This window comes from Kitasatospora sp. NBC_01287, from assembly GCF_026340565.1.
Taxonomy (GTDB): domain Bacteria; phylum Actinomycetota; class Actinomycetes; order Streptomycetales; family Streptomycetaceae; genus Kitasatospora.
Map to the genome: position 1 here is coordinate 3,883,368 of NZ_JAPEPB010000001.1, position 26,458 is coordinate 3,909,825.

The following is a 26,458-nucleotide window of genomic DNA, read 5'->3' on the forward strand; positions in this document are numbered from 1 at the left end:
CCAGCAGATGGCCGGACTCAGTGGTGACTCAGTGGTCCAGTGCCTGCGCCAGGTCGGCGACCAGGTCCTCGGCCGACTCGATGCCCACCGAGAGGCGCACCAGGTCCGCCGGGACCTCCAGCAGCGAGCCCGCGACCGAGGCGTGGGTCATCCGGCCGGGGTGCTCGATCAGCGACTCCACGCCGCCCAGCGACTCACCGAGGGTGAAGAGCTTGGCCTGGTTGCAGACCTCGACCGCCGCCTGCTCGCCGCCCTCGACGCGGAAGGAGATCATGCCGCCGAAGGCCTTCATCTGCTTGGCCGCGACCTCGTGGTTGGGGTGCGAGGCCAGACCGGGGTAGTAGATCCGGGTGACCTTCGGGTGCCGGGCCAGCAGCGCCACGACCTGCTCGGCATTGCTGGTGTGCCGGTCCATCCGCACGCCCAGGGTCTTGATCCCGCGCAGCACCAGCCAGGAGTCGAACGGGCCGGCCACCGCGCCCATCGCGTTCTGGTGGTAGGCCAACTCCTCGCCGAGCCCGGCGTCCGCCGCGACCAGCGCGCCGCCGACGACATCCGAGTGCCCGCCCATGTACTTGGTGGTGGAGTGCACCACCACGTCGGCGCCGAGCGCCAGCGGCTGCTGCAGGTAGGGGCTGGCGAAGGTGTTGTCGACCACCAGCAGCGCGCCCGCCTGGTGCGCGATCTGCGCGACGGCGGCGATGTCGGTGACACCGAGCAGCGGGTTGCTGGGCGTCTCGACCCAGACCGCCTTGGTGTTCGGCCGCAGCGCCTGGCGGACCTGCTCGGGGTGCTGGGTGTCGGCGACGGAGAACTCCACGCCCCACCGGGTGAGCACCTTGTTGAAGAGCCGGAAGGTGCCGCCGTAGGCGTCGTTGGGGATCACGATGTGATCGCCGGGCGCCAGGATCGTGCGCAGCAGGGTGTCCTCGGCGGCCAGCCCGGAGGCGAAGGCCAGCCCGCGCTGCCCGCCCTCCAGCGCCGCCAGGCACTCCTCCAGCGCGGTGCGGGTGGGGTTGGCCGAGCGGCTGTACTCGTAGCCGCCGCGCAGGCCGCCGACGCCGTCCTGCTTGTAGGTGGAGACCTGGTAGATCGGAGGGACGACCGCCCCGGTACGGGGGTCCGCTTCCTGACCCGCGTGGATGGCAAGGGTCTCGAAGCCCTGAGGGTGCTGATGATCGGTCATGGCTCCGAGCGTAGTGCCCGCCCGGAATCCCCCGCTCCCGCCGCGCGTTCACCAAGCATGCTGTTCAACCGCCACAAGACCGCGCCCGTCGCCGCCGACCAGGCCCTGCCCGGCCGCCCGGGTCCAGGCTTCACCCTGTCCGAGCCGCACACCGTGCTCGGCCACCCGCTCACCGAGCCCTACCCGGCCGGTCTTGAGGTCGCCGACTTCGGCCTCGGCTGCTTCTGGGGCGCCGAGCGGACGTTCTGGCGCCTGCCCGGCGTCTGGACCACCCTGGCCGGCTACCAGGGCGGCCACACCCAGAACCCGACCTACGAGGAGGTGTGCAGCGGCCTGACCGGGCACACCGAGGCCGTCCGGGTCGTCTACGACCCGGCCCTGATCTCCTACGAGGCCCTGCTCAAGACCTTCTGGGAGGCGCACGACCCGACCCAGGGCAACCGCCAGGGCAACGACGTCGGCACCCAGTACCGCTCGGCCCTCTACACCCACTCCCCGGCCCAGCTGGCCGCCGCGACCGCCTCGCGGGACGCCTTCCAGCCCGCGCTCACCGCGATCGGCCTGGGCCCGATCACCACCGAGATCGCCCCGGCCGGCCCCTTCTACCCCGCCGAGCCGTACCACCAGCAGTACCTCTCCGACGCCAAGAACCCGAACGGCTACTGCGGCCTCGGCGGCACGGGCGCCAGTTGCCCGATCGGCGTGGCCAGGGCGGACGGCTGACGCCGAGCGGTCGTGCTGATCCGGGTGCGCCGACCCGCCCGGGACGGGTCTGCGCACCCCGGGTGCCGGGTCAGGTCGCCCGCAGGGCCTCGGTCAGCCAGCCGAAGGCCGGGCCCAGTTCGGCCTGCACCGGCCAGCCGTTGATCCTGGCGATGAGCTGCCAGTAGCGCTCGTAGCGCGGGTCGTTGCCGTTCTCCATCCGGTCCAGCAGCCAGGCGCGGAACTCCGCGTCGTCGGTGCGCCGGAAGAACTCGGCGAAGGCGCCCGCCAGTTCGTCCAGCACCGGGCGGGCGAACCCGGCGGCCGGGTCGATGCCGGAGGCCAGCGCGGCGCCGGCCCGGGCGATGACCAGGTCCACCAGCGCGCGGTTGGCCGCCGGATCGGTGTCGGCACTGGCCGCGATGTCCCTGGCCTGGTATTCGGCCGCCTTGCGGACCCCGGCGCGGAAGGCCGGGTCCTGGACGAGTTCGGCCAGTTCGACCCAGGCCTCGGTCTGCTCGGGCGTCGGGTCGTCGGGCAGCTCGGGCATCGCGGCCCGCATCTTGGCCAGGAACTCGGGCCCCACCTCGATCCCCTCGAAGGCCTCGTCGATGAAGTCGTTGATCAGGCGGCGGCGCTCCTGATCGGTCAGCTTGGCGAGCTTGTGCATCAGTTCCATCTCCTCCGGTGTGGCCCCCCGCCGGGCCACCGCGCGCAGCACGGACCGGCGCAGCCGCAGCATGGGCCCCTCCTGCCCGTTGGCGGGCAAGGAGGGAGGATCTGCACGTCCAGCGCCTCGGCGTGCGCCTGGGCCACCTCGGCGACGGTGACCTCGCGGGCCAGCAGCCGCTGGATGGTCGCGAGGTCGACGCCGAGGTCGCGCAGCGTTCGCACCAGATCGAGACGGGCATGGGGGCACCTCCCGGCCGAAGGCCGGGGGAGCGTCGGTTCCGTAGAGCCGGTAGCCGGCGGGGGTGCGGTCGGTCGGCGGCACCACGCCCACGTCGGACCAGAACCGGATGGTCTTGACCGGCAGGCCGGTCAGCCGGGCCAGGTCCCCGATGGTGCGCAGGGTGTCGTCGTCCATGGCCACCACCTTGGGGTCTCCCGTCACTGGAGACTCAAGCCTACTGACGGCCTCACACGGCGCTGCCGGCCGTCCAGTCGGCCCAGGAGAGGTTCCAGTCGCTCAGGCCGTTGGCCGGATCCACCGTGCGGTCACCGGAGTTGACCACCTCGACCACGTCGCCGACGATCGAGGACCGGTAGAACCTGGCGGCGTCGGTGCCCGGGTCGCCGGCGCCCTGGACGTCGCGCAGCGCGATGCAGCCGTGGCTGGTGTTGGCCTTGCCGAAGGCCGCCGGGGAGGACCAGTAGTTGCCGTGCACGAAGGTGCCGGAGGTGGTCAGCCGCTGGGCGTGCGGGACGTCGGGGATGTTGTACTCGTCGCCGAGGCCGACCGTGGTGGAGTCCATCTTGGTCTCCTCGAAGCGCTCGGCGATGACCATCGTGCCGGCCCAGGTGCGGTGGTCCGGCGCGCCGCCGATCACCTGGTAGACCGCGCTGACCTGGCCGTCGGTGGTCACCGTCAGGGTGCCGGCGGCCAGGTCGGCGACCGAGGTCTGGGCACGGCCGACGGTGAAGGAGACGTCCTTGGACTGGGTGCCGAAGACACCCGTGGCGCCCTCGACGTCCTTGAGCCGCAACCGGAGCGTCACCTCGGTGCCCTTCGCCCAGTACTGCTGCGGGCGGAAGTCGAGCCGGGTGCTGGAGTACCAGTGGCCGACCACCTCGACGCCCGGGTCGGCGACCACGGTGACCGCCTGCTGGACCGCCTTGCGGTCGGTGATCGGCTTGTTGAAGGTGATCGAGACCGGCATGCCGACCCCGACAGTGCTGCCGTCCTCCGGCGTGAAGTAGCCGACGAAGGTGCTCGCGGGGGTCGCGGTGCCGAACGAGGTGTTGGAGTCGGCCGCGAGCTTGCGCGCGTCGGACGCGACGGCCGCCACGGTGTACCTGGTGCCGCTGCTCAGCGGCGCGGTGCTGGTCCAGCTGCGGCCGTCGGCGGCCAGTTGGCCGGCTATTCGGCCGCCGGCGCCGTCGGTGACGGTGACCGAGCCGAGCGTGCCGTCGGTGACGGTGACGGTGACCGGGGTGGCGAACGGCGCGTCGGCGGTGCCGTCGGCGGGCGAGACGGTGATCCGGGCCGCCGAGCTGGTCGGGCTCGGACTCGGGGCCGCCGCTCCCGCCCCGCCACCCGGTGCGGCCGAGGAGCCGCCCTTGCCGCCACCGCAGGCCGTGACCAGCACCGCCGAGGCCCCGAGCAGGCCGGCCAGCACCCCGCGCCGGCTCAGGCGTCCACCGCCCGCCCCGCGCTCCCCCGGCTCCTGCCCCCGCGCCCGCACCCGCTCCTCTGCCGCCATGTCCGTCTCCCTACCCTGCCGGCCAATACGGATCCAACGACTCAATCCGGGGCGAATCGGTTCCCCGAAGAGGATCAGATCGTATGAGATAGCGATAGATTGCGCCAAAAATGGACATACCGCCCGGCCGACAGACGGCGGGGCGGTATGGCGCACGGCGCACAGGGCGCCGGGGAGTTGGACCGACCGGTCTCACTCCACCTCGAACTCGTAGCTGTCGTCCTCCGGGTCGAACGCGGTCTGCGCGGACTCCCAGGTGGCCTGGGTCAGTTCGATGCCCGGCACGTCGCCGAGCAGCGCGACCGGGTCGATGAAGTGGGCGAGCGAACCCGACGGGTCCACCTCGATCGCCTCGACGGACTGGGCGCGCTCCTCGTCGTCGAGGTACTCGTCGGCCTCGACCTGGGCGAGCGCGGCGGCCTTGAGGGCACCCTCGTCGGTGATCTCGGCGATCAGCTCGATGCTGAGCCGGACGTAGCGGGGGGCGTCGGTGTCTTCGGTGCTGATGCCTTCGGTGCTGGTCATGGGGCGAGCGTAGGCGAGAACCCCGCGCGGACCCAACGGAGCCGGTCGGCCCGGGCGCGCGGCTGCCGGGGGACGCGACGAGGGCCGGCCCCGGGAGACCCGGGACCGGCCCTGCCGGTGCTCCGCCCGGTTCCCCCACCCGGGAACCGCGGAGCCGCGCCACCAGGGGCGCGAGGTGCCGTGGGAGCCGCCACACCCTGCTCGCCGCCGACGAGGGACCGGAGCAGGGGCGGGACGACGACGGCCCCCACGTGGGGCCCCTCCGGCCCGCGGGCGGGCCTGGAGGGAGACACGGCGGGCCGGGTCAGGCCGGCCCATGTGTCCGAACAGCCGCGGCGTCCGGGGAGCCGCTCCCGGTCACCACCGCTGTCACGCTCGGCGTCTTGCCGTGCCCACTACAGTGCCGGACGCGTGTTAACCGGGTGCTGCGCCCAGATGTCGCCGGTGTACCACGTGGTGGGAAAACGAACCATCAGGTGAACCGGGGCGTCCCGCGGCCGATCCGGCGTCAGTGCGCGACGCGGCCCGCCATGAAGGCGAGCAGGTCCTGGCGGGTCACGATGCCCTGCGGCTTGCCCTCCACCAGCACCACGGCCGCGTCGTTGGCCTCCAGCACGCTCATCAGACCGGTCACCGACTCACCCGAGCCGACCACCGGCAGCGGGCGCGACATGTGCTGCTCCAGCCGGTCGGTGAGCTGCGCACCGCCGCTGAACAGCGCCGCCAGCAGGTCGCGCTCGGCCACCGAGCCGATCACCTCGCCGGCCATGATGTCCGGGTGCCCCGCACCCGGCGAGACCACCGGCATCTGCGAGACGCCGAAGTCGCGCAGCACCTGCACCGCCTCGCCGACCGTCTCGCCCGGGTGCATGTGGACGAACTGCGGGATGCCCTCGTGCTCGATGGCGTCCTTGCGGGCCAGCACCTCGCCGATGTGCGCCTCGTCGGCGGCGGTGGGCAGGAAGCCGTAGTCCGCCATCCAGTCGTCGTTGAAGATCTTCGACAGGTAGCCGCGGCCGCCGTCCGGCAGCAGCACCACGACCACGTCGTCCGGGCCGAGCCGCTTGGCCACCTCCAGCGCGGCCACCACGGCCATCCCGCAGGAGCCGCCCACCAGCAGGCCCTCCTCCTTGGCCAGGCGGCGGGTCATCTGGAAGGAGTCCTTGTCGGAGACCGCGACGATCTCGTCGGCCACCGTGCGGTCGTAGGCGGTGGGCCAGAAGTCCTCACCGACGCCCTCGACCAGGTACGGGCGGCCGGTGCCGCCGGAGTAGACCGAGCCCTCCGGGTCGGCGCCGACCACCTGGACCCGGCCCTCGGAGGCGTCCTTCAGGTAGCGGCCGGTGCCGGAGATGGTGCCGCCGGTGCCGACGCCCGCGACGAAGTGGGTGATCTTCCCCTCGGTCTGCTCCCACAGCTCAGGACCGGTGGAGTGGTAGTGCGAGGCCGGGTTGTCGGGGTTGGAGTACTGGTCCGGCTTCCAGGCGTTCGGGGTCTCACGGACCAGGCGGTCGGAGACGTTGTAGTACGAGTCGGGGTGCTCGGGGGCCACCGCGGTCGGACAGACCACCACCTCGGCGCCGTAGGCCCGCAGCGTGTTGATCTTGTCGGTGGACACCTTGTCCGGACAGACGAAGATGCACTTGTAGCCCTTCTGCTGGGCCACGATCGCCAGACCCACCCCGGTGTTGCCACTGGTCGGCTCCACGATGGTGCCGCCGGGCTTGAGCGCGCCGGAGGCCTCGGCCGCCTCGATCATGCGCATCGCGATGCGGTCCTTGACCGAGCCACCGGGGTTGAAGTACTCGACCTTCGCCAGCACGGTCGCGGAGATGCCCTCGGTGACCTTGGTGAGCTTCACCAGAGGGGTGTTTCCGACCAGATCGATGATCGAATTGTGGTACCGCACGGGGGTCCTCCCGGTCTGTGGCCTTGGCAGTTCTTCGGTGCCACCAGCCTATGGCTCCAGATGGCCGATGCCGCCCGATAGCGCGAAGGTGTCAACGGGTATGGAGGCGGTGGGTGTGCGCGCTGCAGGAGGAGTGGGACACCTGCGAGAGACCGGCTCCGCACGGCGCGGCTGACCGGAGGGACGCGAAGGGGGTTGCCGGATGCCTGGGGCGCAGGATTCGAGGGCGCGGGTCGCCCGGCGGATCGCCACCGCGGCGGCGTACGGCGGCGGCGGGCTCGGCCTGCTGGGGGCCGGGCTGGCCGGGGTGCTCTTCACCGAGAGCCGGCTCGCGGTGCGGGCGGTGGGCCTGCTGGAGGGCGACCCGCCGAAGGCCGACGGGGTCTACGGGGACGTCTTCGCCGATCAGCGCAGCGAGGCCCAGGAGCCGCTGGTGCTGGCCTTCCTCGGCGACTCCACCGCGGTCGGGCTGGGCGTCCGGCGCAGCCGGGAGACCCCGGGCGCGCTGCTGGCCACCGGGCTGGCGGCGGTCGCCGAGCGGCGGGTGCGGCTGGTCAACGTGGCCGTCTCCGGTGCGCGTTCGGACGACCTGGTGCGCCAGGTGCGGCTCGCCCTGGTCGCGCGGCCCGCGGTCGCGGTGGTGATCATCGGCGCCAACGACGTCACCCGGCACACTCCTGCCGCCCAGGCCGTGCGGCAGCTCGGCGAGGCGGTCCGGGACCTGCGCACGCTGGGCTGCGAGGTGGTGGTCGCCACCTGCCCGGATCTGGGCACCATCAAGCCGGTGCGGCCGCCGCTGCGCTGGCTGGCCCGGCGGGTCAGCCGGCAGCTGGCGGCGGCGCAGACGATCGCGGTGGTCGAGGCCGGCGGGCGCACCGTCTCGCTCGGCTCGCTGCTCGGCCCCGAGTTCGCGGCCAGACCCGAGATGTTCTCCTCCGACCGGTTCCACCCCTCCGCCCAGGGCTACGCCACCGCGGCGATGGCCGTGCTGCCCTCGCTCTGCGCGGCGCTGGGCCTGTGGCCGCAGGCGGCCGAGCAGGAGCCGCAGGCCCGCCGCGAGGCGGTGCTGCCGATGGCGGTGGCCGCGGCGACCGCCGCCGGGCAGTCGGGCACCGAGGTGGCCGCCACCGGGAGCGGCGCGGGGGGCAAGCGCTGGGCCCTGGTCAAGCACCGGCTGCGGTTCGGCCTGCCGGAGGCGGCCCAGCCCGGCGAGAGCGCGCACGCGCACGGCACCGAGTCGGCCAACTCACAGCCGGGCTCGGATGACGTGCGCGCTACTTGAGAGTAACTTTCCTCCCCGTAGCGTCCGGACACGTCACCAGGAGCCGTCATGCCCGAAGCCGTCATCGTCAGCGCCGCCCGTTCGCCGATCGGCCGGGCGTTCAAGGGGTCGCTCAAGGAGGTCCGCCCGGACGACCTCACCGCCCAGATCATCGCCGCCGCACTGGCCAAGGTCCCGCAGCTGGACCCGCGCCAGATCGACGACCTGATGCTCGGCTGCGGCCTGCCCGGCGGCGAGCAGGGCCACAACCTGGCCCGGATCATCGCGGTCCAGATGGGCATGGACTACCTGCCCGGCACCACGATCACCCGCTACTGCTCCTCCTCGCTGCAGACCACGCGCATGGCGCTGCACGCGATCAAGGCGGGCGAGGGCGACGTCTTCATCTCCGCCGGTGTGGAGACCGTCTCGCGCTCGATCAACGGCAGCTCGGACGGCATGCCGAACACCCAGAACCCGCTCTTCGACGAGGCCGTGGCCCGCACCGCCCAGCGCGCCGAGCAGGGTGGCGGCCAGTGGCACGACCCGCGCGAGGACGGCCTGCTGCCGGACGCCTACATCGCGATGGGCCAGACCGCCGAGAACCTGGCCGCGCTCAAGGGCATCACCCGGGCCGACCAGGACGAGTTCGGGGTGCGCTCGCAGAACCTGGCCGAGGCGGCGATCAAGTCCGGCTTCTGGCAGCGCGAGATCACCCCGGTCAGCACGCCGGACGGCACCGTCGTCTCGGCCGACGACGGCCCGCGCGCCGGCGTCACGCTGGAGGCCGTGCAGGGCCTCAAGCCGGTCTTCCGCCCCGACGGCACGGTCACCGCCGGCAACTGCTGCCCGCTGAACGACGGCGCCGCCGCGCTGGTCATCATGTCCGACACCAAGGCGCGCGAGCTGGGCATCACCCCACTGGCCCGGGTGGTCTCCACCGGCGTCTCGGCGCTCTCCCCCGAGATCATGGGCTACGGCCCGGTCGAGGCCTCGCGCCAGGCGCTGAAGCGCGCCGGGCTGGGCATCGGCGACATCGACCTGGTGGAGATCAACGAGGCCTTCGCCGCCCAGGTCATCCCCTCCTACCGGGACCTGGGCATCGACCTGGACAAGCTGAACGTGAACGGCGGCGCGATCGCGGTCGGCCACCCCTTCGGCATGACCGGCGCCCGGATCACCACCACCCTGATCAACTCGCTGCAGTGGCACGACAAGCAGTTCGGCCTGGAGACCATGTGCGTGGGCGGCGGGCAGGGCATGGCGATGGTGATCGAGCGGCTGAGCTGAGACGCAGCGGAGGGTGGGGGCCGCCCTGCTCCGGCCAGAGGCAGGAGCGGCAGCGGCACCCGCCCGCAGCGCAGGAGCAGCTCAGCCGCGACCAGAAACACAGAGCGGCTGAGCTGAGACGCGGCGGCGAGTGGGAGCCGGTGGCCCCCACCCTCCGCCGCCGTGCTCGGCGCGGTCAGCTGCCGGCGGGCACCCAGGGAGCGCCGCCGCAGTTCTGCGCCTGCTGGGTGGCGGTCAGCAGGCCGCGCAGCAGGGTGCCGCTGTCCGGCGGCGCGGTGCCGGCCGGCGCGGCGCCGTCGCCGGGGGTGACGGCGACCAGGACCGGCCGGTCGCCGCAGCGGGCGAGCACCTCGTCGGCGCCGGCGGTCAGCACGGGCCGGCCCTGCGCGTCCGGCTCGGCGAGCCGCGTCGTCCTGGCCTCGGAGGTGGCCAGCCGGGAGTCGGTCACCACGACCAGCCGCAGGAAGGGCCGGCCCCCGGCCTCGCCCGAGACTGACGGATCCGCCGCACCGGGCGCCGCGCCGAGGTCACAGGTCCAGATCGGAGCCGACCGGGGCACCGCCTGCTGGAACGCGCCCGCCGCCCACGGCGCGCGAAGGCCGGGCAGGCCGCAGAGCGCGTCCGGGGTCGCCGCGGCCGCCGACGCCGGGGCGAGCACCCGGCCGGCCGGCTCACCGCCCGGCGCCGGGCACCCGGCCGTGCGGGCGTATCCGTCGGCGGCGGCGGCGAGCAGCGTGAGCAGGGCCTGCGGCGGCACGTCGCGCACGGTGCTCGCCTCGACCTGCCAGGCCCGGCCCGGCCCGGGCGCGCCGTCCTTCCCCGTGCCGGTGGGGGCGCGGCCGTCGCAACCGGCCGGCAGCAGCAGCCAGCCGCCCCGCGCGGAGAGCACGCCCACCCGGCCGCCACCCACCACGGCGGAGCCGGCGGGCGCGGTGGCCGGGCCGAGCGAGGCGGACACCTCGGCCAGGGTCGTCTGCAGCACCACGGTGTCGGTGCTGCTGGTGAGCAGGCCCGCCGTCCGGGTCACCGAGCAGCCCGGCACCAGCCGCGCGGCCTTCTGGTCGAAGGCCGTGTCGGCCAGCCGCCCCGACCCGAGGAGCCCGGACGCCGCGGATGCGGGGAGCGCGCCGCCGCAGAGCCGGTCCGGGCCGAGCAGGTTCGTGCCGGTCCAGGCCCAGCGGGCGCCGACCGCGCCGGCTACCAGCACCGCCAGGGCCGCACCGACCCGGACGGTCCGACCGGCGGAGCGGCGGCCCGGCCGGGCGGTGGGCCGGTCCACCGGCTGCTCCACCGGCTGCTCCACGGGCCGGTCCACGGGCCGCTCCGCCGGCTGCTCCGCCGCGTCCGTCATCGGGCCAGCCAGCCGAGGTTGCGGCCGGTCGCGTCGAACCGGCTGTTGTACTGGGCCAGCGCGGACTGCTTGATGCCCAGCACCTGGGAGGCGTTCGGGTCCAGGCCTTGGGACATCGCCCAGGTGTCCACGACGTTGTCGACCCCGGTCTCGCCGGAGGAGAAGTTCGCCGCCGCGGCCTCGCTCGCCTGGTGGGCGATGGCGTGCTGCTGCTGCTCCACGTAGGCGGAGACCGGGAGGTCGACCGCCTTGCCCAGCCAGTCGGCCACCGGGATCCGGCCGATGGTGTCCCAGGGCTTGATCTTGGCCACCCCGGAGATCACGTCGGTGGTGATCTTCCCGTCGAAGGCCGGCGCGTCCTTGGCGTCGTCACGCTTGGTCATGATGGCGTCGGCCTGGATCGCGTCATAGGCGCCGAGTGCGCCGAAGGCGCTGTTGCCCGCGGTCTGCCAGGCCGGTGAGCCGGGGTCGGGGGTGTGCACCAGCAGATCGGTGACGCGGCTCGCCTCGGCCTGCCGGAGCTGGTCGAAGGCGGTCGGGTCGTCGGCGATCCCGCGCATCACGTTGCTCAGGTCCCTGGACTGCCCGCCCATGTGGACCCCGTTCGCGTCGGTCCAGACCCCGTCCGTCAGGGTGCCGCCCTCGGTGCCGGAGAGGATGTTCTCGGTGTCGGCCGAGTAGCTCGCCAGCGCGTTGGCGAGCGGCTCACGCAGGCCCGCCGGCAGCGTGGAGCCCTGCTCGCCGAGGATGCTCACGGTGTCGTGCATGACCCGGGCCTCGGCCTCGGTGTGGGTGCTCGGGTGCGGGGAGCCGGCCGGCTGGCCGGTGGTGGCGGCCTCCAGCGCGGCGCCCAGGCCGGGGTGGCCGGCGTCGGGCACGTCCATGACCGCGCCCGGTCCCGTCATGTACTGCTCCGGCCAGTGCCGGTCCTTCAGCACGTACCGCAGGTGGTCGGCGCCGGCGGTGGTGCCGGGGTCGAGGAAGGCGGTGGCCGCGGCCGGCTGGCGGCCCATGAGGCCGAGCACCGCGTCCAGCGGGTCGGCGGCCAGCGTCGGGCGGGTGCCGTCCACGGCGTGGAGCCAGACGTTCGGGTCGGCCTTCTCGGTGTCGATGATGTCCTGGCCGAGGTCCTGCAGATAGGTCGAGCCGTAGGGGGCCGGCGCGGACTGCATCAGGGTGGCGAGGAGCTGGTAGCCGTCGACCGGCGAGAGGTTGTCGCCCAGGTTCTTCGTGCCGATGGCCTTCATTCCGGCGCGCCACTGCTGGTAGAAGGCGGTGTTCGGGTCCTGGGTGGCACTGTCCAGGCTGCGGGCCAGGTCGGTCCGCAGTTCCGCGTCGCCGTCCGGCTTGTCGCCGCCGGGGACCCGGAGCTCGTCGGCCAGCCGGAGGGTGCCCTCCGGGCCGAGCGTGCCGAGCAGGCTCTGGCTGAAGGCGGGGTCGTCGGCCTTGGCGTGCAGCAGCTCGGTGAGCAGCCGCCGCTGGTCCGGCGAGAGGCTGTCGAGCCGGGAGGCCAGCTGGGCCGCGCGCCGGCCGTCGGCCGCGGGGCCGCCGCCGATGGCGTCGTGGTTGAACTGGCCGCCGGTGTCGCCGACCTTGGCGTCGGAGCGCAGCTCCTGGTTGATCCGGTCGTCGGCGTCACCGGCCTCCTGCAGGGCCGCCGTGATCGCCGCCGTGAAGGCGTCCCCCTGGTCCTCCCGCTCCTGGCGGGAGTCCGGGTCCTGCGGCAGGGCCTGCTGGGCGGCCTGGTCGAGCTTGCTGGTGTCGAAGACCGCGACGCCCGACCCGGTGACGGTGTAGCCGGCCGCGGCGGCGGCGGCGGTCGCGTCCGTCAGCTTCTTCCGCGCGGCGGCGAAGTCCGTGGCGGCCTCGTCCAACAGGCTCGCGACGGCGTTCGCCTCGATCTGGGCGTCCGCCAGGTCACCCCTGGTGCCGAGCAGCTGGAAGCGGGCCATGGTGGCGGCCGTGCCGATCCACAACCCGTGGTCGAGCATGCTCATCACCTGACTGTCCATGACCTGCAGCTGCTGCTGGAAGCTCTGCGCCATGGCGCGCCAGCGGGCGGCGGCGGTGCTGAGCGCGGTGGGGTCGGCGTGCAGGACGTCCTCGTAGGCCGGCACGGTCACCTGCCCAGCCGCGAGAAGAGGGTGCTCGTGTCGGTGTTGACCTGCTGGTAGCCCGCGGCGGTGGCGCTCATCGCGGCGCTGTTCTGGTGCAGCTGCCCGGTCAGCGAGGACACCTGCGAGTGCCACTCCTGCAGCACCGCGTCGAGCGCCCCGGCGGTGGCCCAGCCGGACAGGGCCTTGGCCGCCGCCTGGGTGTCGGCGTCGGCCGAGGCGCCGATGTTCGGCGCGTCCAGGGCCATCCCGTTCAACGCCCCCGTGGCCTGGGACAGCGCCGGCAGGTTCACCTCCAGGCTTCCTCCCCCGCCGCCGACCGCTGCTGAGTTCGTCATGCCGCCCTCCCCGTGTGCGTGCGCCGCTGCCGCGGAAACGTGCCCCACTGTATGAGAACTGATGACACGTCAGATACGTCTGTGGAAACGCCTGCGGAACAGGGGATGACGCGCCGTGGTCGAGCACCTACCAGGGCGGGAAATGGCGGGACTTACGAGGCGTTGACACTCGTCTGGCGTCACGGACGGTAATTGAGGCCCAGATCACATCAGGGGGCCCGATCCGGCCGCCAACTCGTCCCGAGAGCCCTCGATTTCAACTCGCTGAAGTCGCCCAACCGCGCAGCGTACACCATGGGCGTCCTTAGATTTTTGGACAATGACCAACATCACCGGCATTTCGGACATCTTCCTCTGCAGCATCACCCGCCCATGCGGCAGGGTGGAGATGTTCCCCTGTTCCACTCCGCGCGAGGAGTACATTCCGTGAGCGCCTTGTACGTCATCCTGCTGCTGGTCCTGATCACCGTCTGCACCGCCGTCCTCTTCCAGGTGCACGCCCTGCGCAAGTTGGCCGCCGCGAGGTCCGCCGGGCCCGCCGCGGTGGACGAGGAAGCGATACGCCGCGCCGTGACCGAGGCGCTTGCCGCCGACCGGGAGCGGGAGATCAGTGAGGCCCGGGCGTTCTGGGCCGAGCAGGAGGCCCGGGCGGCCGAGGACGACCCGCTGCTCGACACGCCCTTCGCCGGGCCCTCGGAGGCGCTGGGCCTGGGCGCGCTGGACCCGGTCGAGAACTGGCCGCTCTTCTTCCCCCGCCCCACCGGGCCGGAGGAGGCCGCGGACAGCGCGGGCGCCATGGACCCCGCCTTCGGCGAGGCGCTGCGCTCGGCCCTGGAGGACATGATCGGCGACGGCGACCCGGTGTCGGGGCCGGCCGGCCCGATCGCGCCGAGCGGTGAGGTCAGCGCGACCCACGAGGCACGCGCGGCCCGCGAGGCCGACCTGCTGGCCACCGGCCTGGAGGCGGGGCTGCTCGACCCGGAGTCGGCCGCCGCGACGGTCCCCGTCCCCGATCCGCGCCGGCACCCCTCGCACCCCGACTTCGTGCCCAGCCAGGCCCCGTCCCGCGAGTGGACCGACACCCGGCTGACCGCGCTCGCCGAGGAGCGGATCGCGCTCACCGACGTGCGCCCCGGCCCGCTCGGCACCCTGGACGTCTACGCCTTCGCCGACGGCACCACGCTCTGCGTCGCCCCCGGCGACCGGGAGGCCGCCTACCGCCTGATCGACGCGGTCCGGGCGGGCGAGGACGTGCGGCTGCTCGGCGGCTCGCGCTTCTCCGGCTCGTACTCGCTGACCTTCTCCACCGACGAGGAGACCGTCTACGTGCTGGCCGACCGGGTGGTCGCCAGCATCTGACGGGCCCCGCGGCGGGCCGGCGGGCGGAGCGGCTCGGCCCGCCGGCCCGCCGATCTCCCGGGCCCGTCAGCCCGTCAGCCCGTCAGCTTCGCCGTCGTCCGCACCGCCGCGACCGCCTCACCCAGCAGGCCGGGCGCGGCGTCCGGCGCTTGGGCCAGCGCGATGACCAGGTCGTGGCCGGCCACCGAGAGCTGGTCGCCGACCGCGAAGACCCCGGCGTCCGGGATCTCCCGCGGCCGCGCCGCCGGCCCCTCCTCGACCCGCTGGGCCCAGGTCGCCAACTGCCGGGCCAGCTCCAGCCCGGCCGCCGCCCGTGAGGGGTGGCCGGGGACCGCGAGCAGCAGGTGGCTCTGCGCCATCGCGCGGAAACGATCCGCAAGGCGGTCGAGCACCGCCACCAACTCGTCCAGCCCGTCGTCACCCATGCCGCGAGCCTAGTGCCACCTCAGTCGTCCCCTCGCAGGACGGCGATCAGCCGCAGCAGCTCCAGGTAGATCCAGACCAGCGAGAGGGTCAGTCCGAACGCGGCCCGCCAGGACTCGCGGCGCGGCGCCCCGCCGCGGATCGCCTGCTCCACCGCCGCGAAGTCCAGCGACAGGAAGAACGCGCCGAGGCCGACCCCGACCAGCCCCACCACGATGCCCAGCGGCCCGGAGTCCAGCCCCGCCGAGGCGCCGAAGAGCGAGGCCACCAGGTTCACCACCAGCAGCAGCACGAAGCCGACCGCGATCGCCAGCCCGATCCTGGTGTACCGCTCGGTGACCCTGATCCGCCCGCTGCGGTAGGCGATCAGCATGCCCGCGAAGACGGCGGCCGTGCCCAGCACCGCCTGGATCGCGATGCCCGGCCAGATGCCGTTGAAGACCTTGGTGAGCGCGCCGAGGAAGAAGCCCTCCAGGCCGGCGTAGAGCAGCACCAGCGCCGGATTGACGCTCCGTCGGAAACTGATCACCAGGCCCACCAGCAGGGCCGCCAGCGCGGCCAGCCCGGCGACCGGGAAGCTCGCGTCGGGCAGCGCGAACCAGGCCACCGCCCCGGCGGCCACCACCGTCAGCAGGGTCAACGCGGTGCTGGCGACCACGCCGTCCATGGTCATCCGGCCGGTGGCCCGCGCGTCGGCGGCCGGCGCGCGGTACATCTCCTCCAACCGCTCGGCACTGACCGGCCGGTCGGCCCCGCCGAACCCCGCGTATCCGGCGTCGCGGCCGAAGGAACCCTCCCGCGAGAAGACCGGGTTGCTGCTGCGCATGCTCTTCCTCCCAGGGACGGCACGGCGCCGCCCGCGGAGCCAATGGTAATGCGTTGGTAAAGGAAACCCGGGAGGCACGGGACCCGAGGCCCGGCGGGCGGCGACGAAAAACGCCCCGCCTCCTGGAGGAGGCGGGGCGCTGCCACGTCCTGTTCGCATCGGTGCCCGGAGCCGGACTCGAACCGGCACGGCCTCGCGGCCAAGCAGTTTTAAGCTGCCCGTGTCTGCGTTCCACCATCCGGGCGCGGACCGCTCCGCCCGTGTGCGGGCTCCCCCTGAGCCTAGTCGCCCGTATCCCCGTCGCGCATGTTCCTTGGCAGGGAAGTTGTCATGTTTCCTTGCCATCTGACGAACAGTCCGCGATCTGGCCAGCCGACCCACTGGATCCGGCCATCAGGGGCACCGTCATCCCGCAGGAGGAGAACGAGGGGCCCCGGGTCAGCCTGCGGACCGGCGGTCCAACCGTCCGCCGGAGCTACGCGTGCGGCCCCGGCGGCGACGAGCATGGAAGCACCCCCCAGCGAACCGCCGTCGACCGGGCCCGCCCCCGACGGCCGACCCACAGGAGTGCCCGTGACCACCACGACCGCGGTCCGCACCGGCCGAGCCGCCGCCCGCGCCGTCCGGCTGAGCAAGGTGTACGGCGGCGGCGAGACCCGGGTGGTGGCGCTGGACCAGGTGGATGTCGAGTTCCACCAGGGCGAGTTCACCGCGATCATGGGTCCCTCGGGCTCCGGCAAGTCCACCCTGATGCACTGCATGGCGGGCCTGGACTCGGTCAGCGCCGGTTCGGCCACCATCGGGGAGACCGAGCTGGTCGGCCTGAAGGACAAGCAGTTGACCCAGCTGCGCCGGGACAAGATCGGCTTCGTCTTCCAGGCCTTCAACCTGCTCCCCACGCTCACCGCGCTGGAAAACATCACGCTGCCGATGGACATCGCGGGGCGCCGGGTCGACCGGGCCTGGCTGGACGCGGTGGTGGCGACCGTGGGCCTCGCCGAGCGGCTCGGCCACCGCCCCTCCCAGCTCTCCGGCGGCCAGCAGCAGCGCGTCGCCTGCGCCCGGGCCCTGGCCGGCAAGCCGGACATCGTCTTCGCCGACGAGCCCACCGGCAACCTCGACTCCCGCTCCGGCGCCGAGATCCTCTCCTTCCTGCGCAACTCGGTGCGCGAACTGGGCCAGACCGTGGTGATGGTGACCCACGACCCGGTCGCGGCGAGCTACGCCGACCGCGTCGTCTTCCTCGCCGACGGCCGGATCGTCGACGAGCTGACCGGGCCCAGCGCCGACACCGTCCTGGACCGGATGCGTCGTTTCGACGCCAAGGGCCGCACCAGCTGAAGGGCCGGCAACCACCATGTACCGCACCGCACTGCGCAACGTGCTGGCCCACAAGGGCCGACTGCTGATGACCATGCTGGCCGTGCTGCTCGGCACCGCCTTCGTGGCCGGCACCATGGTCTTCTCCGACACCTTCGGGTCGGCGCTGAAGAACAGCTACGCCAAGAACTACTCGGACGTCTCGGTGCTGGTCACCGACTCCGGCTCGCGGTCCACCGGTGCCGGCGCCGACCGGACCGGCTCCGAGGCGCCGAAGCTCACCGCCGACACCGTCCAGCGGCTCACCGCGCTGCCCGGGGTGGCGGCCGCCCGCGGCACGGTCGCCAACTTCGCCGCCGTCGCGGACAAGCAGGGCAAGGCGATCAGCAAGGGCGCCGGCTCCTCCGGCGCCAACTACGTGCCGAACGGCGCCGGCCAGGACCCGCGCTACCCGATGGCCCAGGGCCACGGGCCGCGGCGGGCGGGCGAGGTGGCGCTCGACCAGCAGAGCGCGGACAAGGCGGGCTACCACGTCGGTGACACCGTCCGGGTGGCCACCGACGGGCCGGCCATGGACGCCACCCTCACCGGCATCTTCACCTCCGACGACCCCCAGGTCGGCTCCGGCGACCCCCTGGTGCTCTTCGACACCGCCAGCGCCCAGCGCCTGCTGCTGGCGCCCGGTCAGTTCTCCGAGATCTCCCTCACCGCCGCGCCCGGCACCAGCCAGGCCGCCCTGCTGAGCGAGGTCGACCAGGTCCTCCCGCACGCCGACGGCATCACCGCCAGGACCGCCGACCAGTTGGAGGCCGACCAGCGCACCCTGATCTCCGAGTCGATGTCCGGCATCCGCACCCTGCTGCTGGCCTTCGCCGGGATCTCACTCTTCGTCGGCGTCTTCATCATCGCCAACACCTTCACCATGCTGGTGGCCCAGCGCACCAGGGAGTTGGCCCTGCTGCGGGCGATCGGGGCCAGTCGCAAGCAGGTCACCCGCTCGGTGCTGGTCGAGGCCGTGCTGATCGGCCTGCTCTCCGGGGCGGGCGGCCTGGTGGCCGGCATCGGGATCGGGGCCGGGCTGCAGGTGCTGATCGGTCGGCTGGGCACCGGCCACACCCCCTCGGGCCCGCTGGTCGTGGCGCCCGCCACCGTGCTCACCGCGCTGCTGGTCGGCGTCCTGGTCACGGCGGCCTCGGCCCTGCTGCCGGCCCGCCGGGCGGCCCGGATCGCCCCGGTGGCCGCGATGAGCAGCGGCGAGACGCCGGCCGACCAGAAGAGCCTGCTGGTGCGCAACAGCGTCGGCGCGGTGATCACCGGTGCGGGTCTGGCGCTCATCCTCTGGGGCGCCAACGCCGGCAGTGACGGCAAGTGGATCGTGGCCGGCGGCGCGGGGGCCACGCTGATCGGGATCTTCATCCTGACCCCGCTGCTCACCCACCCGGTGATCGCCCTGATCGGCCCGGCGCTCGGCCGCCTGTTCGGGGTCTCCGGCAAGCTGGCCCGGCGCAACGCGGTGCGCAACCCGCGCCGCACCGCCGCCACCGCCTCCGCCCTCACCGTCGGCCTGACCCTGGTGAGCGCGCTCACCGTGCTGGGTGCCTCGTTGAACGGCTGGCTGAGCGACGCGGTGGACAACTCGCTGAAGGCCGACTACTCGGTGCAGATGTCCAACGGCCTGAACATCTCGCCGGCCATCGCCGACCAGGTGGCCAGGACGCCCGGCGTCGCGGCCTCCTCGCCGATCGACAGCGCCTACTTCTCGATCGGCGGCCGGCAGTCGCCGGTCACCGGGGTGGACCCGGCGCAGGTCGGGCAGTTGCTCACGCTGACCATGAACAGCGGCTCCGTCGCCGCACTGGCCCAGGGCCGGCTGCTGGTCGACGCGGACACCGCGAAGAGCGGGCAGCTGAGCGTGGGCAGCACCGTGCCGGCCGTCTTCCCGGACGGCAGCAGCGGCAGCCTGACGGTCGGCGGCGTCTACGCCAGGAACCCGCTGATCAGCGAGATGGCCATGAGCAACGCGGCGTTGACGAGCCACGGCGCCACCCCGCAGTACAGCCAGGTGCTGGTCAAGGGCGCCGACGGGGCGAGCGCCGCGCTGGAGCGCTCACTGACCGCGGCCGGCGGCGACAATCCGCTGATCCAGGTCCAGAGCAAGGCCGACCTGCGCGAACAGCTCAGCTCGACCATCAGCTTCGCGCTGAACATGCTCTACGGCCTGCTGGCGATGTCGGTCCTGGTGGCCGTGCTCGGCGTGGTCAACACCATGGCGATGTCGGTCTTCGAGCGCAGGCGCGAGATCGGGATGCTGCGGGCGATCGGCCTGGACCGCTCCCGGGTCAAGCGGATGGTCCGGTTGGAGTCGGTGGTGATCTCGCTCTTCGGCGCGGTGCTCGGCCTGGGCCTGGGCTGCTTCCTGGCCTGGGCGGTGAACAGCAGCCTGCGGCACTCGCTCACCGGCCTGAGCACCGTGCTGCCCTACGGCAAGCTGCTGACCTTCCTGGCGCTGGCCGGTTTGGTCGGCCTGGTGGCGGCCCTCTGGCCGTCGCGGCGGGCGGCCAGGATGGACATCCTGGAGAGCATCAAGGCCGCCTGACGGCCCGCCGGCGGGCAAGCCGGGCGGCGAAACGCGAACGGGCCCCGGTCCGGTGGTCCTCTCCACCGGGCCGGGGCCCGTTCAATGCCCTACTGGTACTGCGTTCGTACTCCGCCCGGTCGCACGGCCGGCTGAGCACCACGGAGGTCGTGGTCCGGCGACGCTGCCGGGCGGAGGGCCTCCGACTCACACCCCGGCTCCCTACCGCCGGGGTCAGTCGCTTACTCGCGATGGATCACTTGCTGGCGAGCGCCTTGTCACTCTGCTCGGCCTCGACCGGCTTCGCCGGGGCCGGAACGGCGACGGTGACCTCCTGGAAGGCACCGAACGGCTTCTCCATCTCGGAGAGGCCCACCGTCTCGCGCTTGAAGAACATCGCGAGCGTCCAGTCCGTGAAGACCCGGACCTTGCGGTTCATGGTGGGGACCCGGCTGCCGTGGTACAGGCGGTGGAACCACCAGGCGGGGCGGCCCTTCAGCTTGTACTTGCCGAAGAGGATCGCGACACCCTTGTGCAGACCCAGACCGGCGACCGCGCCGAGGTTCTTGTGCTTGTACTGCTTCTGCGGGAAGCCGCGCATCCCGGAGATCACGTTGTCACCGAGCACCACGGCCTGGCGCACCGCGTGCTGGGCGTTCGGCGGGCACCAGGCGCCCTCGCCGACGGCGAGGTCCGGCACCTGGGAGTTGTCGCCGGCCGACCAGACGTTGTCGAAGCCCTGGACCTGCAGCGTCGGCGCGGTGTCGACGTGGCCGCGCGGGCCCAGCGGCAGGCCGAAGTTGGCGACCACCGGGTTGGGCTTGACGCCCGCGGTCCACACGATGGTGGCCGCGTCGGCCTCCACGCCGTTCTTCAGCACCACGTGCTGGTCGAGGCAGGAGTCCATCGAGGTCTCGATGTAGATCTCGATGGCGCGCTCTTCGAGCTTCGCCTTGGTCCACAGGCCGAGGTCCGGGCCCATCTCGGGCAGGATCCGGTTGGCCGCCTCGACCAGGATGAAGCGCATGTCGTCGCGGCTGACGGTCTTGTAGAGCTTGGCCGCGTCCCGCGCCATGTCCTCGACCTCGGCGATGGTCTCCACGCCGGCGAAGCCGCCGCCGATGACCACGAAGGTGAGGGCCTTGCGCCGGATCTCCGGGTCCGCGGTGGACTCGGCCTTGTCCAGCTGCGCCATGACGTGGTTGCGGAGGCTGATCGCCTCCTCCACCGTCTTCATGCCGATGCCGTGCTCGGCCAGGCCGGGGATCGGGAAGGTGCGGGAGACCGAGCCGGTGGCCACGACGAGGTAGTCGAAGGGCAGCTCGTAGGTGTCGCCGGCCAGCGGCGCGATGGTGGCGACCTTGCGGGCGTGGTCCACAGCGGTCACGTGACCGGTGAGCACCTCCGCCTTCTTCAGGGCGCTGCGCAGCGGCGCGACGAGGTTGCGAGGCGCGACGTTGCCGCCGGCCGCCTCGGGAAGGAAGGGCAGGTACGTCATGTACGACCGCGGGTCGACGACCGTGACGGTCGCCTCCCCGTAGCGCATCTTCTTGAGGATGCGCATCGCGGCATACAGGCCGACGTAACCACCGCCGACAATGAGGATGCGAGGACGCTCCGTGGTGCTCATATCCGAAAGTATCCACCCCCGGTCGGAGCACCCTTCGTGAGGCCCGTCACAAGGGTCTGGACACCACCTGCTACACTGCCCGGCCACACTTCGGCACTTGAGGGGCGGTCAAGCGGCCTCCGGTTCGAGGGCACCCGGGTTTGATCACCGGCGGCCTACGTGAGCAGCAACGATCCGACTGCCGAGCGGGTTCCCGAGGGCTGTTTCGATTCCACGAGCCGACCCGGAAGCCCACCTGGGATCCAGCGGGCCGCTCCGGTGGACAGCCTTCGCTCTCGCAATCCGGACGAACCACCCCCGGAAATGCGCCGAACGGCCGGATCGCCATGTGAAGAAATTCACGAACTTTCTCGCGACACCCCGCCGAGCCGCCGCCACGGGCGGCCCGGCAGGTGTCCGCGAGGGGTTCCGGCAGGTGGCCGCCAGGCGTCCACGAGTCTGCCGACGGACCCTCAGAGCGCCGCGCTCCAGGCGATGCCGTCCAGGATGTCGTGCTCGCTGACCACCAGCTCGGCGGCCCCGGTGCGCTCCATGATCGAGCGCAGCACCAGCGCACCGGCGGCGATCACGTCCACCCGGCCCGGGTGCATCACCGGGATCGCGGCCCGCTCCGCGTGGGTGGCGCCGAGCAGCCGCCCGGTCACCTCGCGGACCTGGGCCGGTGAGAGGCGCGCGTGGTGCACGGCGGTGGAGTCGTACTCCGGCAGGCCGAGCGCGATCGCGGCCACCGTGGTGACCGTCCCGGCCAGGCCCACCAGGGAGGCCGCCCCGGTCAGCGGGACCACCTCGGCGGCCAGGTCCAGGGCGGCCGCGATGTCCGCCTCGGCCGCCGCGATCGACGCGGCCGTCGGCACCTCGGCACCGGCGAAGTGCCGCTCGGTCAGGCGCACGCAGCCGATGTCCACCGAGCGGGCCGCGTCCACCCGCTCGCCGCCCAGCACGAACTCGGTGGACCCGCCGCCCAGGTCGAAGACCAGGTACGGGGACGGCACCGCGACGCCGCCCAACTCCTTGGTGGCCCCGGTGAAGGAGAGCTGGGCCTCCTCGTCACCGCTGACCACCTCGGGCTCCACGCCCAGGATCTCGCGCACGCCCGTGGTGAAGTCCGCGCTGTTCTCGGCGTCCCGGGAGGCGCTGGTGGCCACGAAGCGGGTCCGCTCCGGGCCCACCCCGTAGCCGGCGATGACCGCGGCGTACTCCCGGCAGGCCGCGAAGGTGCGCTCCAGCGCCTCGGGGGCCAGCCGGCCGGTGCGGTCCACGTCCTGGCCGAGCCGGACGATCAGCATCCGGCGGTCCAGGTCGGCGATCTGCCCGGTGGCCGGGTCGAGGTCGGCGATCAGCAGGCGGATCGAGTTGGTGCCGCAGTCGATCGCGGCGACCCGGGTGGTGGTCACTCGGACTCCTCGGCCTGCTCGGCCTGCTCTGCCTGCTCCGCCTGGCGCTTGGCCGCACGCTCGGCGGTCTTGCGCTCCTTCGCGGCGATCACCGCCGCGTGGTCCTCGGCCGCGGCACGCCCGGCCACCAGCGCCTCGACCCCGGCCTCGACCTGCTGCTCGCCGACGCAGGCGCCCTTGCGCCACCACTCGGGCAGCATCGCCAGCGCCTCGTCGCCCAGCGGGTTGACCCCGGGGCCGGCCGCCAGCGAGTGGCCGACCAGCACGTGCAGGCACTTCACCCGGTCCGGCATCCCGCCGGCCGACGGGAAGCCCTCCAGCACCTCGATCGCGTCGCGGCGGGCGATGTAGTCCTCGTGCGCCTTCTGGTAGGCGGCGGCGAGTTCCGGGTCCTCGGCGAGCCGGGCGGTCTGCTCCTTCATCACCCCGTCCGCCTCCAGGGTGCCGATCAGCGAGGCGGCCTTGGGGCAGGTCAAGTAGTACAGGGTCGGGAACGGGGTGCCGTCGGGCAGCCGCGGGGCGGTCTCCACCACGTCGGGGTTGCCGCACGGGCAGCGGTGCGCCACCGCCCGGGTGCCGCGCGGGACGCGGCCGAGCTGGGCCGCCACGGCGGCCAGGTCGCGGTCGGCGACCGGCTGGTTCTCAAGTGTCATGTGGCTGTCTTCTTCACGGGGGCGGGCATCTCACGGAGCGGGGGCGGGGACGGGAGCGGGGGTCGCGGCCGCGTCCACCGAGTCCCAGACGGCGGCGTACCAGGGCTTGGCCGCCTGCGCGGCGGCCCGGGCGGAGCCGCGGCCCGAGGGCTGGGCGGCGGCCGACGGGGTGGGGTCGACCGAGACGAAGGGGGTCTCGCCGGGCATCGCGTAGTGCAGCCGCTCCCGGGCCTGCGCCTTGACGAACTCCGGGTCCTGCCAGCGGGCCAGCTCACCGGTCAGCTGCTCGACCTGCCGGCGGGCCTGCTCGGCCTTGACCCGCTGGGCGTTGATCTGGTCGCGCTGGTTGATGAACTGCCTGGTCGGATAGGCGAGGATCGCCACCAGCGAGCAGAGCACCAGGATCAGCACGGTGGCCCGGCTGGTGAACCGCGGCCGGCCGCTCAGACCCGGGATCTTCCAGCCTGCCATCTTCTGGTCCCTCCCACTCGCGCCGGTGCCCCGCCGTCCACCCTACGGGGTCGACGGCGGGGCACCGGCGCAGCGGCTCGTTGTCAGGTGCGGGGAGTCGCCGACGGATCCGGCTCGGCCCGCGCACCCGGCTCTCGGCTCAGCCCTCGTGCTTGAACCGCGGGAAGGCGGCGCGGCCCGCGTACTCGGCGGCGTCGTCGAGGATCTCCTCGATGCGCAGCAGCTGGTTGTACTTGGCGACGCGCTCGGAGCGGGCCGGGGCACCGGTCTTGATCTGGCCGCAGTTGGTGGCGACGGCCAGGTCGGCGATGGTGACGTCCTCGGTCTCTCCGGAGCGGTGCGACATCATGCAGCGGTAGCCGTTGCGCTGGGCCAGCTCGACCGCGTCCAGCGTCTCGGTCAGCGAGCCGATCTGGTTCACCTTCACCAGCAGGGCGTTGGCGGTGCCGGTCTCGATGCCCCGGGCCAGGCGCGCCGGGTTGGTGACGAACAGGTCGTCACCGACCAGCTGCACCTTGCTGCCCAGCTCGTCGGTGAGGGCCTTCCAGCCGTCCCAGTCCGACTCGTCCAGCGGGTCCTCGATGGAGACCAGCGGGTAGTTGGCGACCAGGTCGGCGTAGTACGCGCTCAGCTCGGCGGCGGTCAGCGCCTTGCCCTCGAACTGGTAGGCGCCGTCCTTGTAGAACTCGGAGGAGGCGACGTCCAGCGCCAGCGCGACGTCCTTGCCGGGCACGTAGCCAGCCTTCTTGATCGCCTCGACGATCAGGTCCAGCGCCTCGCGGTTGGAGTCCAGGTTCGGCGCGAAGCCGCCCTCGTCGCCCAGGCCGGTGGAGAGGCCGCGCTCCTTGAGCACGCCCTTGAGGGTGTGGTAGACCTCCACGCCCCAGCGCACGGCCTCGGAGAACGACTCGGCGCCGATCGGCGCGATCATGAACTCCTGGATGTCGACGTTGGAGTCCGCGTGCGAACCGCCGTTGAGGATGTTCATCATCGGGACCGGCAGCACGTGCGCGTTGGGGCCGCCGAGGTAGCGGAACAGCGGCAGGTCGCTGGCCTCGGAGGCGGCGTGCGCGACGGCCAGCGAGACGCCGAGGATCGCGTTGGCGCCCAGCGAGGACTTGTCCGGGGTGGCGTCCAGGTCGAGCATCGCCTGGTCGATCAGCCGCTGCTCGGTGGCGTCGTAGCCCACCAGCTCCGGGCCGATCTGCTCGATCACGGCGAGGACGGCCTTCTCGACGCCCTTGCCGAAGTAGCGGTTCTTGTCACCGTCGCGCAGCTCCAGCGCCTCGAAGGCACCGGTGGAGGCACCGGACGGGACAGCGGCACGGCCGGTGCTGCCGTCGTCGAGGCCGACCTCGACCTCGACCGTGGGGTTGCCGCGCGAGTCGAGAATCTCACGGGCGACGACGACATCAATGGACGGCACGAGGCATCTCCTAGGCGGAAGCGGTCCTGCGGACGTGGATACGGAGTCGTTACGACCAGAGCCTAACCGCACCCGCAGCCGCGACCACCCGGACCTGGGTGCCGTCTCACGGTGTGGCTCGGCTACCCGCCGGTAGTTCACCTGAATGCGTGCCGGCTGTCGTCCGGCCCCGCCGCTCGCGCCCGGACGCCCGTGGCGACCGCGCGCGAGCGGACGGGCGGTCAGCCGAGGTTCAGCTGCTGGCCGGGCACGATCAGGTCCGGATTCGCGCCCACCGTCCGGTGGTTGGCCTGGTAGAGCCCCTGCCAGCCGTCGGCCAGGTGCTGGCTCTGGGCGATGGTGGAGAGGGTGTCGCCGGCCCGCACGGTGTAGTCGTGGCCCGAGCCCGCGACGGCGGGTGCGGCGGCCGGCACCTGCACCGGGGTCTGCATCGCGGCCGGGGCCTGCGCCGGGGCCGCGGCCCGCGCCTGGGCGGCGGCCTGGTCGTACACGCCCTGGTGGCTGGTCCAGTACCAGCCGCCGTCACTCTGGAACCAGTACACCTGGCTCGCCGCGTCCCAGCCGGCCTTGCCGGGGAAGGACGGGTCGGCGGACTGCGGGGCCTGCTGAGGATGCTGGGACTGCGGGGCCTGCTGGGCTTGCGTCTGCGGCTCGGCCTGCTGGGTCTGCTGGCTCTGCTGCGTCTGCTGGGTCTGGGCCGCCGGGGCAGCGGTGTCGACGGACGCCGCGGCGCCCCCCTTGCCCAGCCCCGCCTGCACCGAGCAGACCGGCCAGGCGCCCGGGCCCTGGTCCGCCAGCACCCGCTCGGCGACCGCGATCTGCTGCCCCTTGCTGGCCTGGTCGGCCTGGGCCGCGTACTGGGTGCCGCCGTACGCGGCCCAGGTGGACGAAGTGAACTGCAGGCCGCCGTAGAAGCCGTTGCCGGTGTTGATCGACCAGTTGTTGGTGCTCTCGCAGTTGGCGACCTTGTCCCAGACCGTGACGGGGGCCGCGTGCGCGGCGGTCGCGGTGAGCAGCGGCACCGCGACCGCCGCGCCGGCGACGCCGGCCACTGCGAGGGCCTTCTCGGCCTGGGTGCGACGACGATGACGGCCATTGCCGGTGAGCAGCATGAACTGTCCCTCTCCGCACGCCTGCGAGGTGAGCTGTCGGGTTCGGGCCCGTGAGGTTGGCCCGGCCGCGCGAGCGGCTTCACCCCTAGCCGTGGGAGACGGCAGAAATCCTGGGTCCCCCGCCCCTGCCCAAGGTGTAGGTCGGTGTCCCGGCCGCGCGGTGGGCAGGA

At 72.9% G+C, this 26,458-nt stretch carries 21 protein-coding genes, 1 tRNA gene, 2 pseudogenes and 1 riboswitch; of the genes and pseudogenes, 6 read left to right on the top strand and 18 right to left on the bottom strand.

Annotated elements, in window-relative coordinates; all coding sequences use genetic code 11:
* Positions 1–28: 28 nt before the first annotated feature.
* A complete protein-coding gene (locus OG455_RS16345; RefSeq protein WP_266294354.1) occupies positions 29–1,186 on the bottom strand; it encodes a cystathionine gamma-synthase in 1,158 nt (385 codons plus the stop codon).
* 57 nt (positions 1,187–1,243) lie between these two features.
* On the opposite strand from OG455_RS16345, the gene msrA reads away from it, so the two are divergent.
* Positions 1,244–1,909: a peptide-methionine (S)-S-oxide reductase MsrA gene (msrA, locus tag OG455_RS16350; RefSeq protein ID WP_266294355.1), complete on the top strand. Its 666-nt coding sequence runs from the start codon at positions 1,244–1,246 to the stop codon at positions 1,907–1,909.
* A gap of 70 nt (positions 1,910–1,979) precedes the next feature.
* Here msrA and OG455_RS16355 read toward each other — a convergent pair whose 3' ends face one another.
* The 5 genes and pseudogenes from OG455_RS16355 to OG455_RS16375 all read right to left on the bottom strand — a co-directional run bounded on the left by OG455_RS16355 (position 1,980) and on the right by OG455_RS16375 (position 6,745).
* Positions 1,980–2,657: a hypothetical protein gene (locus OG455_RS16355; RefSeq protein WP_266301098.1), complete on the bottom strand. Its 678-nt coding sequence runs from the start codon at positions 2,655–2,657 to the stop codon at positions 1,980–1,982.
* Between the two features lie 189 nt (positions 2,658–2,846).
* Positions 2,847–2,975, bottom strand: a pseudogene (locus OG455_RS16360) (MerR family DNA-binding transcriptional regulator); the annotation flags it as partial.
* Between the two features lie 52 nt (positions 2,976–3,027).
* On the bottom strand, positions 3,028–4,311 hold the full coding sequence (locus OG455_RS16365; protein ID WP_266294356.1) for an Ig-like domain-containing protein: 1,284 nt from the start codon (positions 4,309–4,311) through the stop codon (positions 3,028–3,030).
* Positions 4,312–4,503: 192 nt separating this feature from the next.
* Positions 4,504–4,836, bottom strand: a complete 333-nt coding sequence (locus tag OG455_RS16370; RefSeq protein ID WP_266294358.1) for a hypothetical protein — start codon at positions 4,834–4,836, stop codon at positions 4,504–4,506.
* A 508-nt stretch (positions 4,837–5,344) separates the two neighbouring features.
* A complete protein-coding gene (locus OG455_RS16375; RefSeq protein WP_266294360.1) occupies positions 5,345–6,745 on the bottom strand; it encodes a cystathionine beta-synthase in 1,401 nt (466 codons plus the stop codon).
* Between the two features lie 202 nt (positions 6,746–6,947).
* Here OG455_RS16375 and OG455_RS16380 point away from each other — a divergent pair, with 202 nt between their 5' ends.
* Together OG455_RS16380 and OG455_RS16385 are read left to right on the top strand one after the other, a co-directional pair.
* Complete coding sequence (locus tag OG455_RS16380; protein ID WP_266294362.1) at positions 6,948–8,027, top strand: SGNH/GDSL hydrolase family protein; 1,080 nt, start codon at positions 6,948–6,950, stop codon at positions 8,025–8,027.
* Positions 8,028–8,075: 48 nt separating this feature from the next.
* Positions 8,076–9,296 (top strand): acetyl-CoA C-acetyltransferase, encoded by a 1,221-nt coding sequence (locus tag OG455_RS16385; RefSeq protein ID WP_266294364.1) that lies wholly within the window; start codon positions 8,076–8,078, stop codon positions 9,294–9,296.
* Positions 9,297–9,471: 175 nt separating this feature from the next.
* On the opposite strand, the gene OG455_RS16390 is transcribed toward OG455_RS16385, so the two are convergent.
* The 3 genes from OG455_RS16390 to OG455_RS16400 are packed head-to-tail and all read right to left on the bottom strand — an operon-like array spanning position 9,472 to position 13,099.
* Positions 9,472–10,647, bottom strand: coding sequence for a hypothetical protein (locus OG455_RS16390; protein ID WP_266294366.1), 1,176 nt, complete (start codon positions 10,645–10,647; stop codon positions 9,472–9,474).
* Positions 10,644–12,770: a hypothetical protein gene (locus tag OG455_RS16395; protein ID WP_266294368.1), complete on the bottom strand. Its 2,127-nt coding sequence runs from the start codon at positions 12,768–12,770 to the stop codon at positions 10,644–10,646. Before OG455_RS16395 ends, OG455_RS16390 begins: the two co-directional genes overlap by 4 nt.
* The gene (locus OG455_RS16400; protein ID WP_266294370.1) at positions 12,767–13,099 is read right to left on the bottom strand and encodes a hypothetical protein; all 333 of its coding nucleotides are present in this window, start codon (positions 13,097–13,099) and stop codon (positions 12,767–12,769) included. The genes OG455_RS16395 and OG455_RS16400 overlap by 4 nt, the downstream gene beginning before the upstream one ends.
* Before the next feature lie 426 nt (positions 13,100–13,525).
* Between OG455_RS16400 and OG455_RS16405 the strand changes: the two genes are divergently transcribed.
* A complete protein-coding gene (locus OG455_RS16405; protein WP_266294372.1) occupies positions 13,526–14,458 on the top strand; it encodes a hypothetical protein in 933 nt (310 codons plus the stop codon).
* Positions 14,459–14,532: 74 nt separating this feature from the next.
* On the opposite strand, the gene OG455_RS16410 is transcribed toward OG455_RS16405, so the two are convergent.
* From OG455_RS16410 to OG455_RS16420, 3 genes are all read right to left on the bottom strand, one after another.
* Positions 14,533–14,883, bottom strand: a complete 351-nt coding sequence (locus OG455_RS16410) for a hypothetical protein (RefSeq protein ID WP_266294374.1) — start codon at positions 14,881–14,883, stop codon at positions 14,533–14,535.
* Positions 14,884–14,903: 20 nt separating this feature from the next.
* Entirely contained in the window at positions 14,904–15,707 is an 804-nt protein-coding gene (locus tag OG455_RS16415) for a Bax inhibitor-1/YccA family protein (protein ID WP_266294376.1), read from the bottom strand.
* 162 nt (positions 15,708–15,869) lie between these two features.
* Positions 15,870–15,951, bottom strand: a tRNA-Leu gene (locus tag OG455_RS16420).
* A 323-nt stretch (positions 15,952–16,274) separates the two neighbouring features.
* On the opposite strand from OG455_RS16420, the gene OG455_RS16425 reads away from it, so the two are divergent.
* Both OG455_RS16425 and OG455_RS16430 read left to right on the top strand, forming a co-directional pair.
* Complete coding sequence (locus tag OG455_RS16425; RefSeq protein WP_266300825.1) at positions 16,275–17,048, top strand: ABC transporter ATP-binding protein; 774 nt, start codon at positions 16,275–16,277, stop codon at positions 17,046–17,048.
* A gap of 16 nt (positions 17,049–17,064) precedes the next feature.
* Positions 17,065–19,623 (top strand): ABC transporter permease, encoded by a 2,559-nt coding sequence (locus tag OG455_RS16430; RefSeq protein ID WP_266294378.1) that lies wholly within the window; start codon positions 17,065–17,067, stop codon positions 19,621–19,623.
* Between the two features lie 235 nt (positions 19,624–19,858).
* On the opposite strand, the gene OG455_RS16435 is transcribed toward OG455_RS16430, so the two are convergent.
* From OG455_RS16435 to OG455_RS42085, 6 genes and pseudogenes are all read right to left on the bottom strand, one after another.
* Positions 19,859–21,232, bottom strand: a complete 1,374-nt coding sequence (locus OG455_RS16435; RefSeq protein ID WP_266294380.1) for an NAD(P)/FAD-dependent oxidoreductase — start codon at positions 21,230–21,232, stop codon at positions 19,859–19,861.
* A 452-nt stretch (positions 21,233–21,684) separates the two neighbouring features.
* Positions 21,685–22,626 carry a Ppx/GppA phosphatase family protein gene (locus OG455_RS16440; protein ID WP_266294382.1) on the bottom strand — a complete coding sequence of 314 codons (942 nt, stop codon included), beginning with the start codon at positions 22,624–22,626 and terminating at the stop codon, positions 21,685–21,687.
* Between the two features lie 164 nt (positions 22,627–22,790).
* Positions 22,791–23,279 (bottom strand): annotated as a pseudogene (locus OG455_RS16445) (DUF501 domain-containing protein); the annotation flags it as partial.
* Between the two features lie 30 nt (positions 23,280–23,309).
* A complete protein-coding gene (locus OG455_RS16450) occupies positions 23,310–23,750 on the bottom strand; it encodes a septum formation initiator family protein (protein ID WP_266294384.1) in 441 nt (146 codons plus the stop codon).
* Positions 23,751–23,889: 139 nt separating this feature from the next.
* Positions 23,890–25,176: a phosphopyruvate hydratase gene (gene eno, locus OG455_RS16455; RefSeq protein WP_266294386.1), complete on the bottom strand. Its 1,287-nt coding sequence runs from the start codon at positions 25,174–25,176 to the stop codon at positions 23,890–23,892.
* A gap of 221 nt (positions 25,177–25,397) precedes the next feature.
* Positions 25,398–26,288, bottom strand: a complete 891-nt coding sequence (locus tag OG455_RS42085) for a transglycosylase family protein (protein WP_323185524.1) — start codon at positions 26,286–26,288, stop codon at positions 25,398–25,400.
* Positions 26,289–26,292: 4 nt separating this feature from the next.
* A riboswitch (cyclic di-AMP (ydaO/yuaA leader) is annotated at positions 26,293–26,441 on the bottom strand.
* Positions 26,442–26,458: the final 17 nt, after the last annotated feature.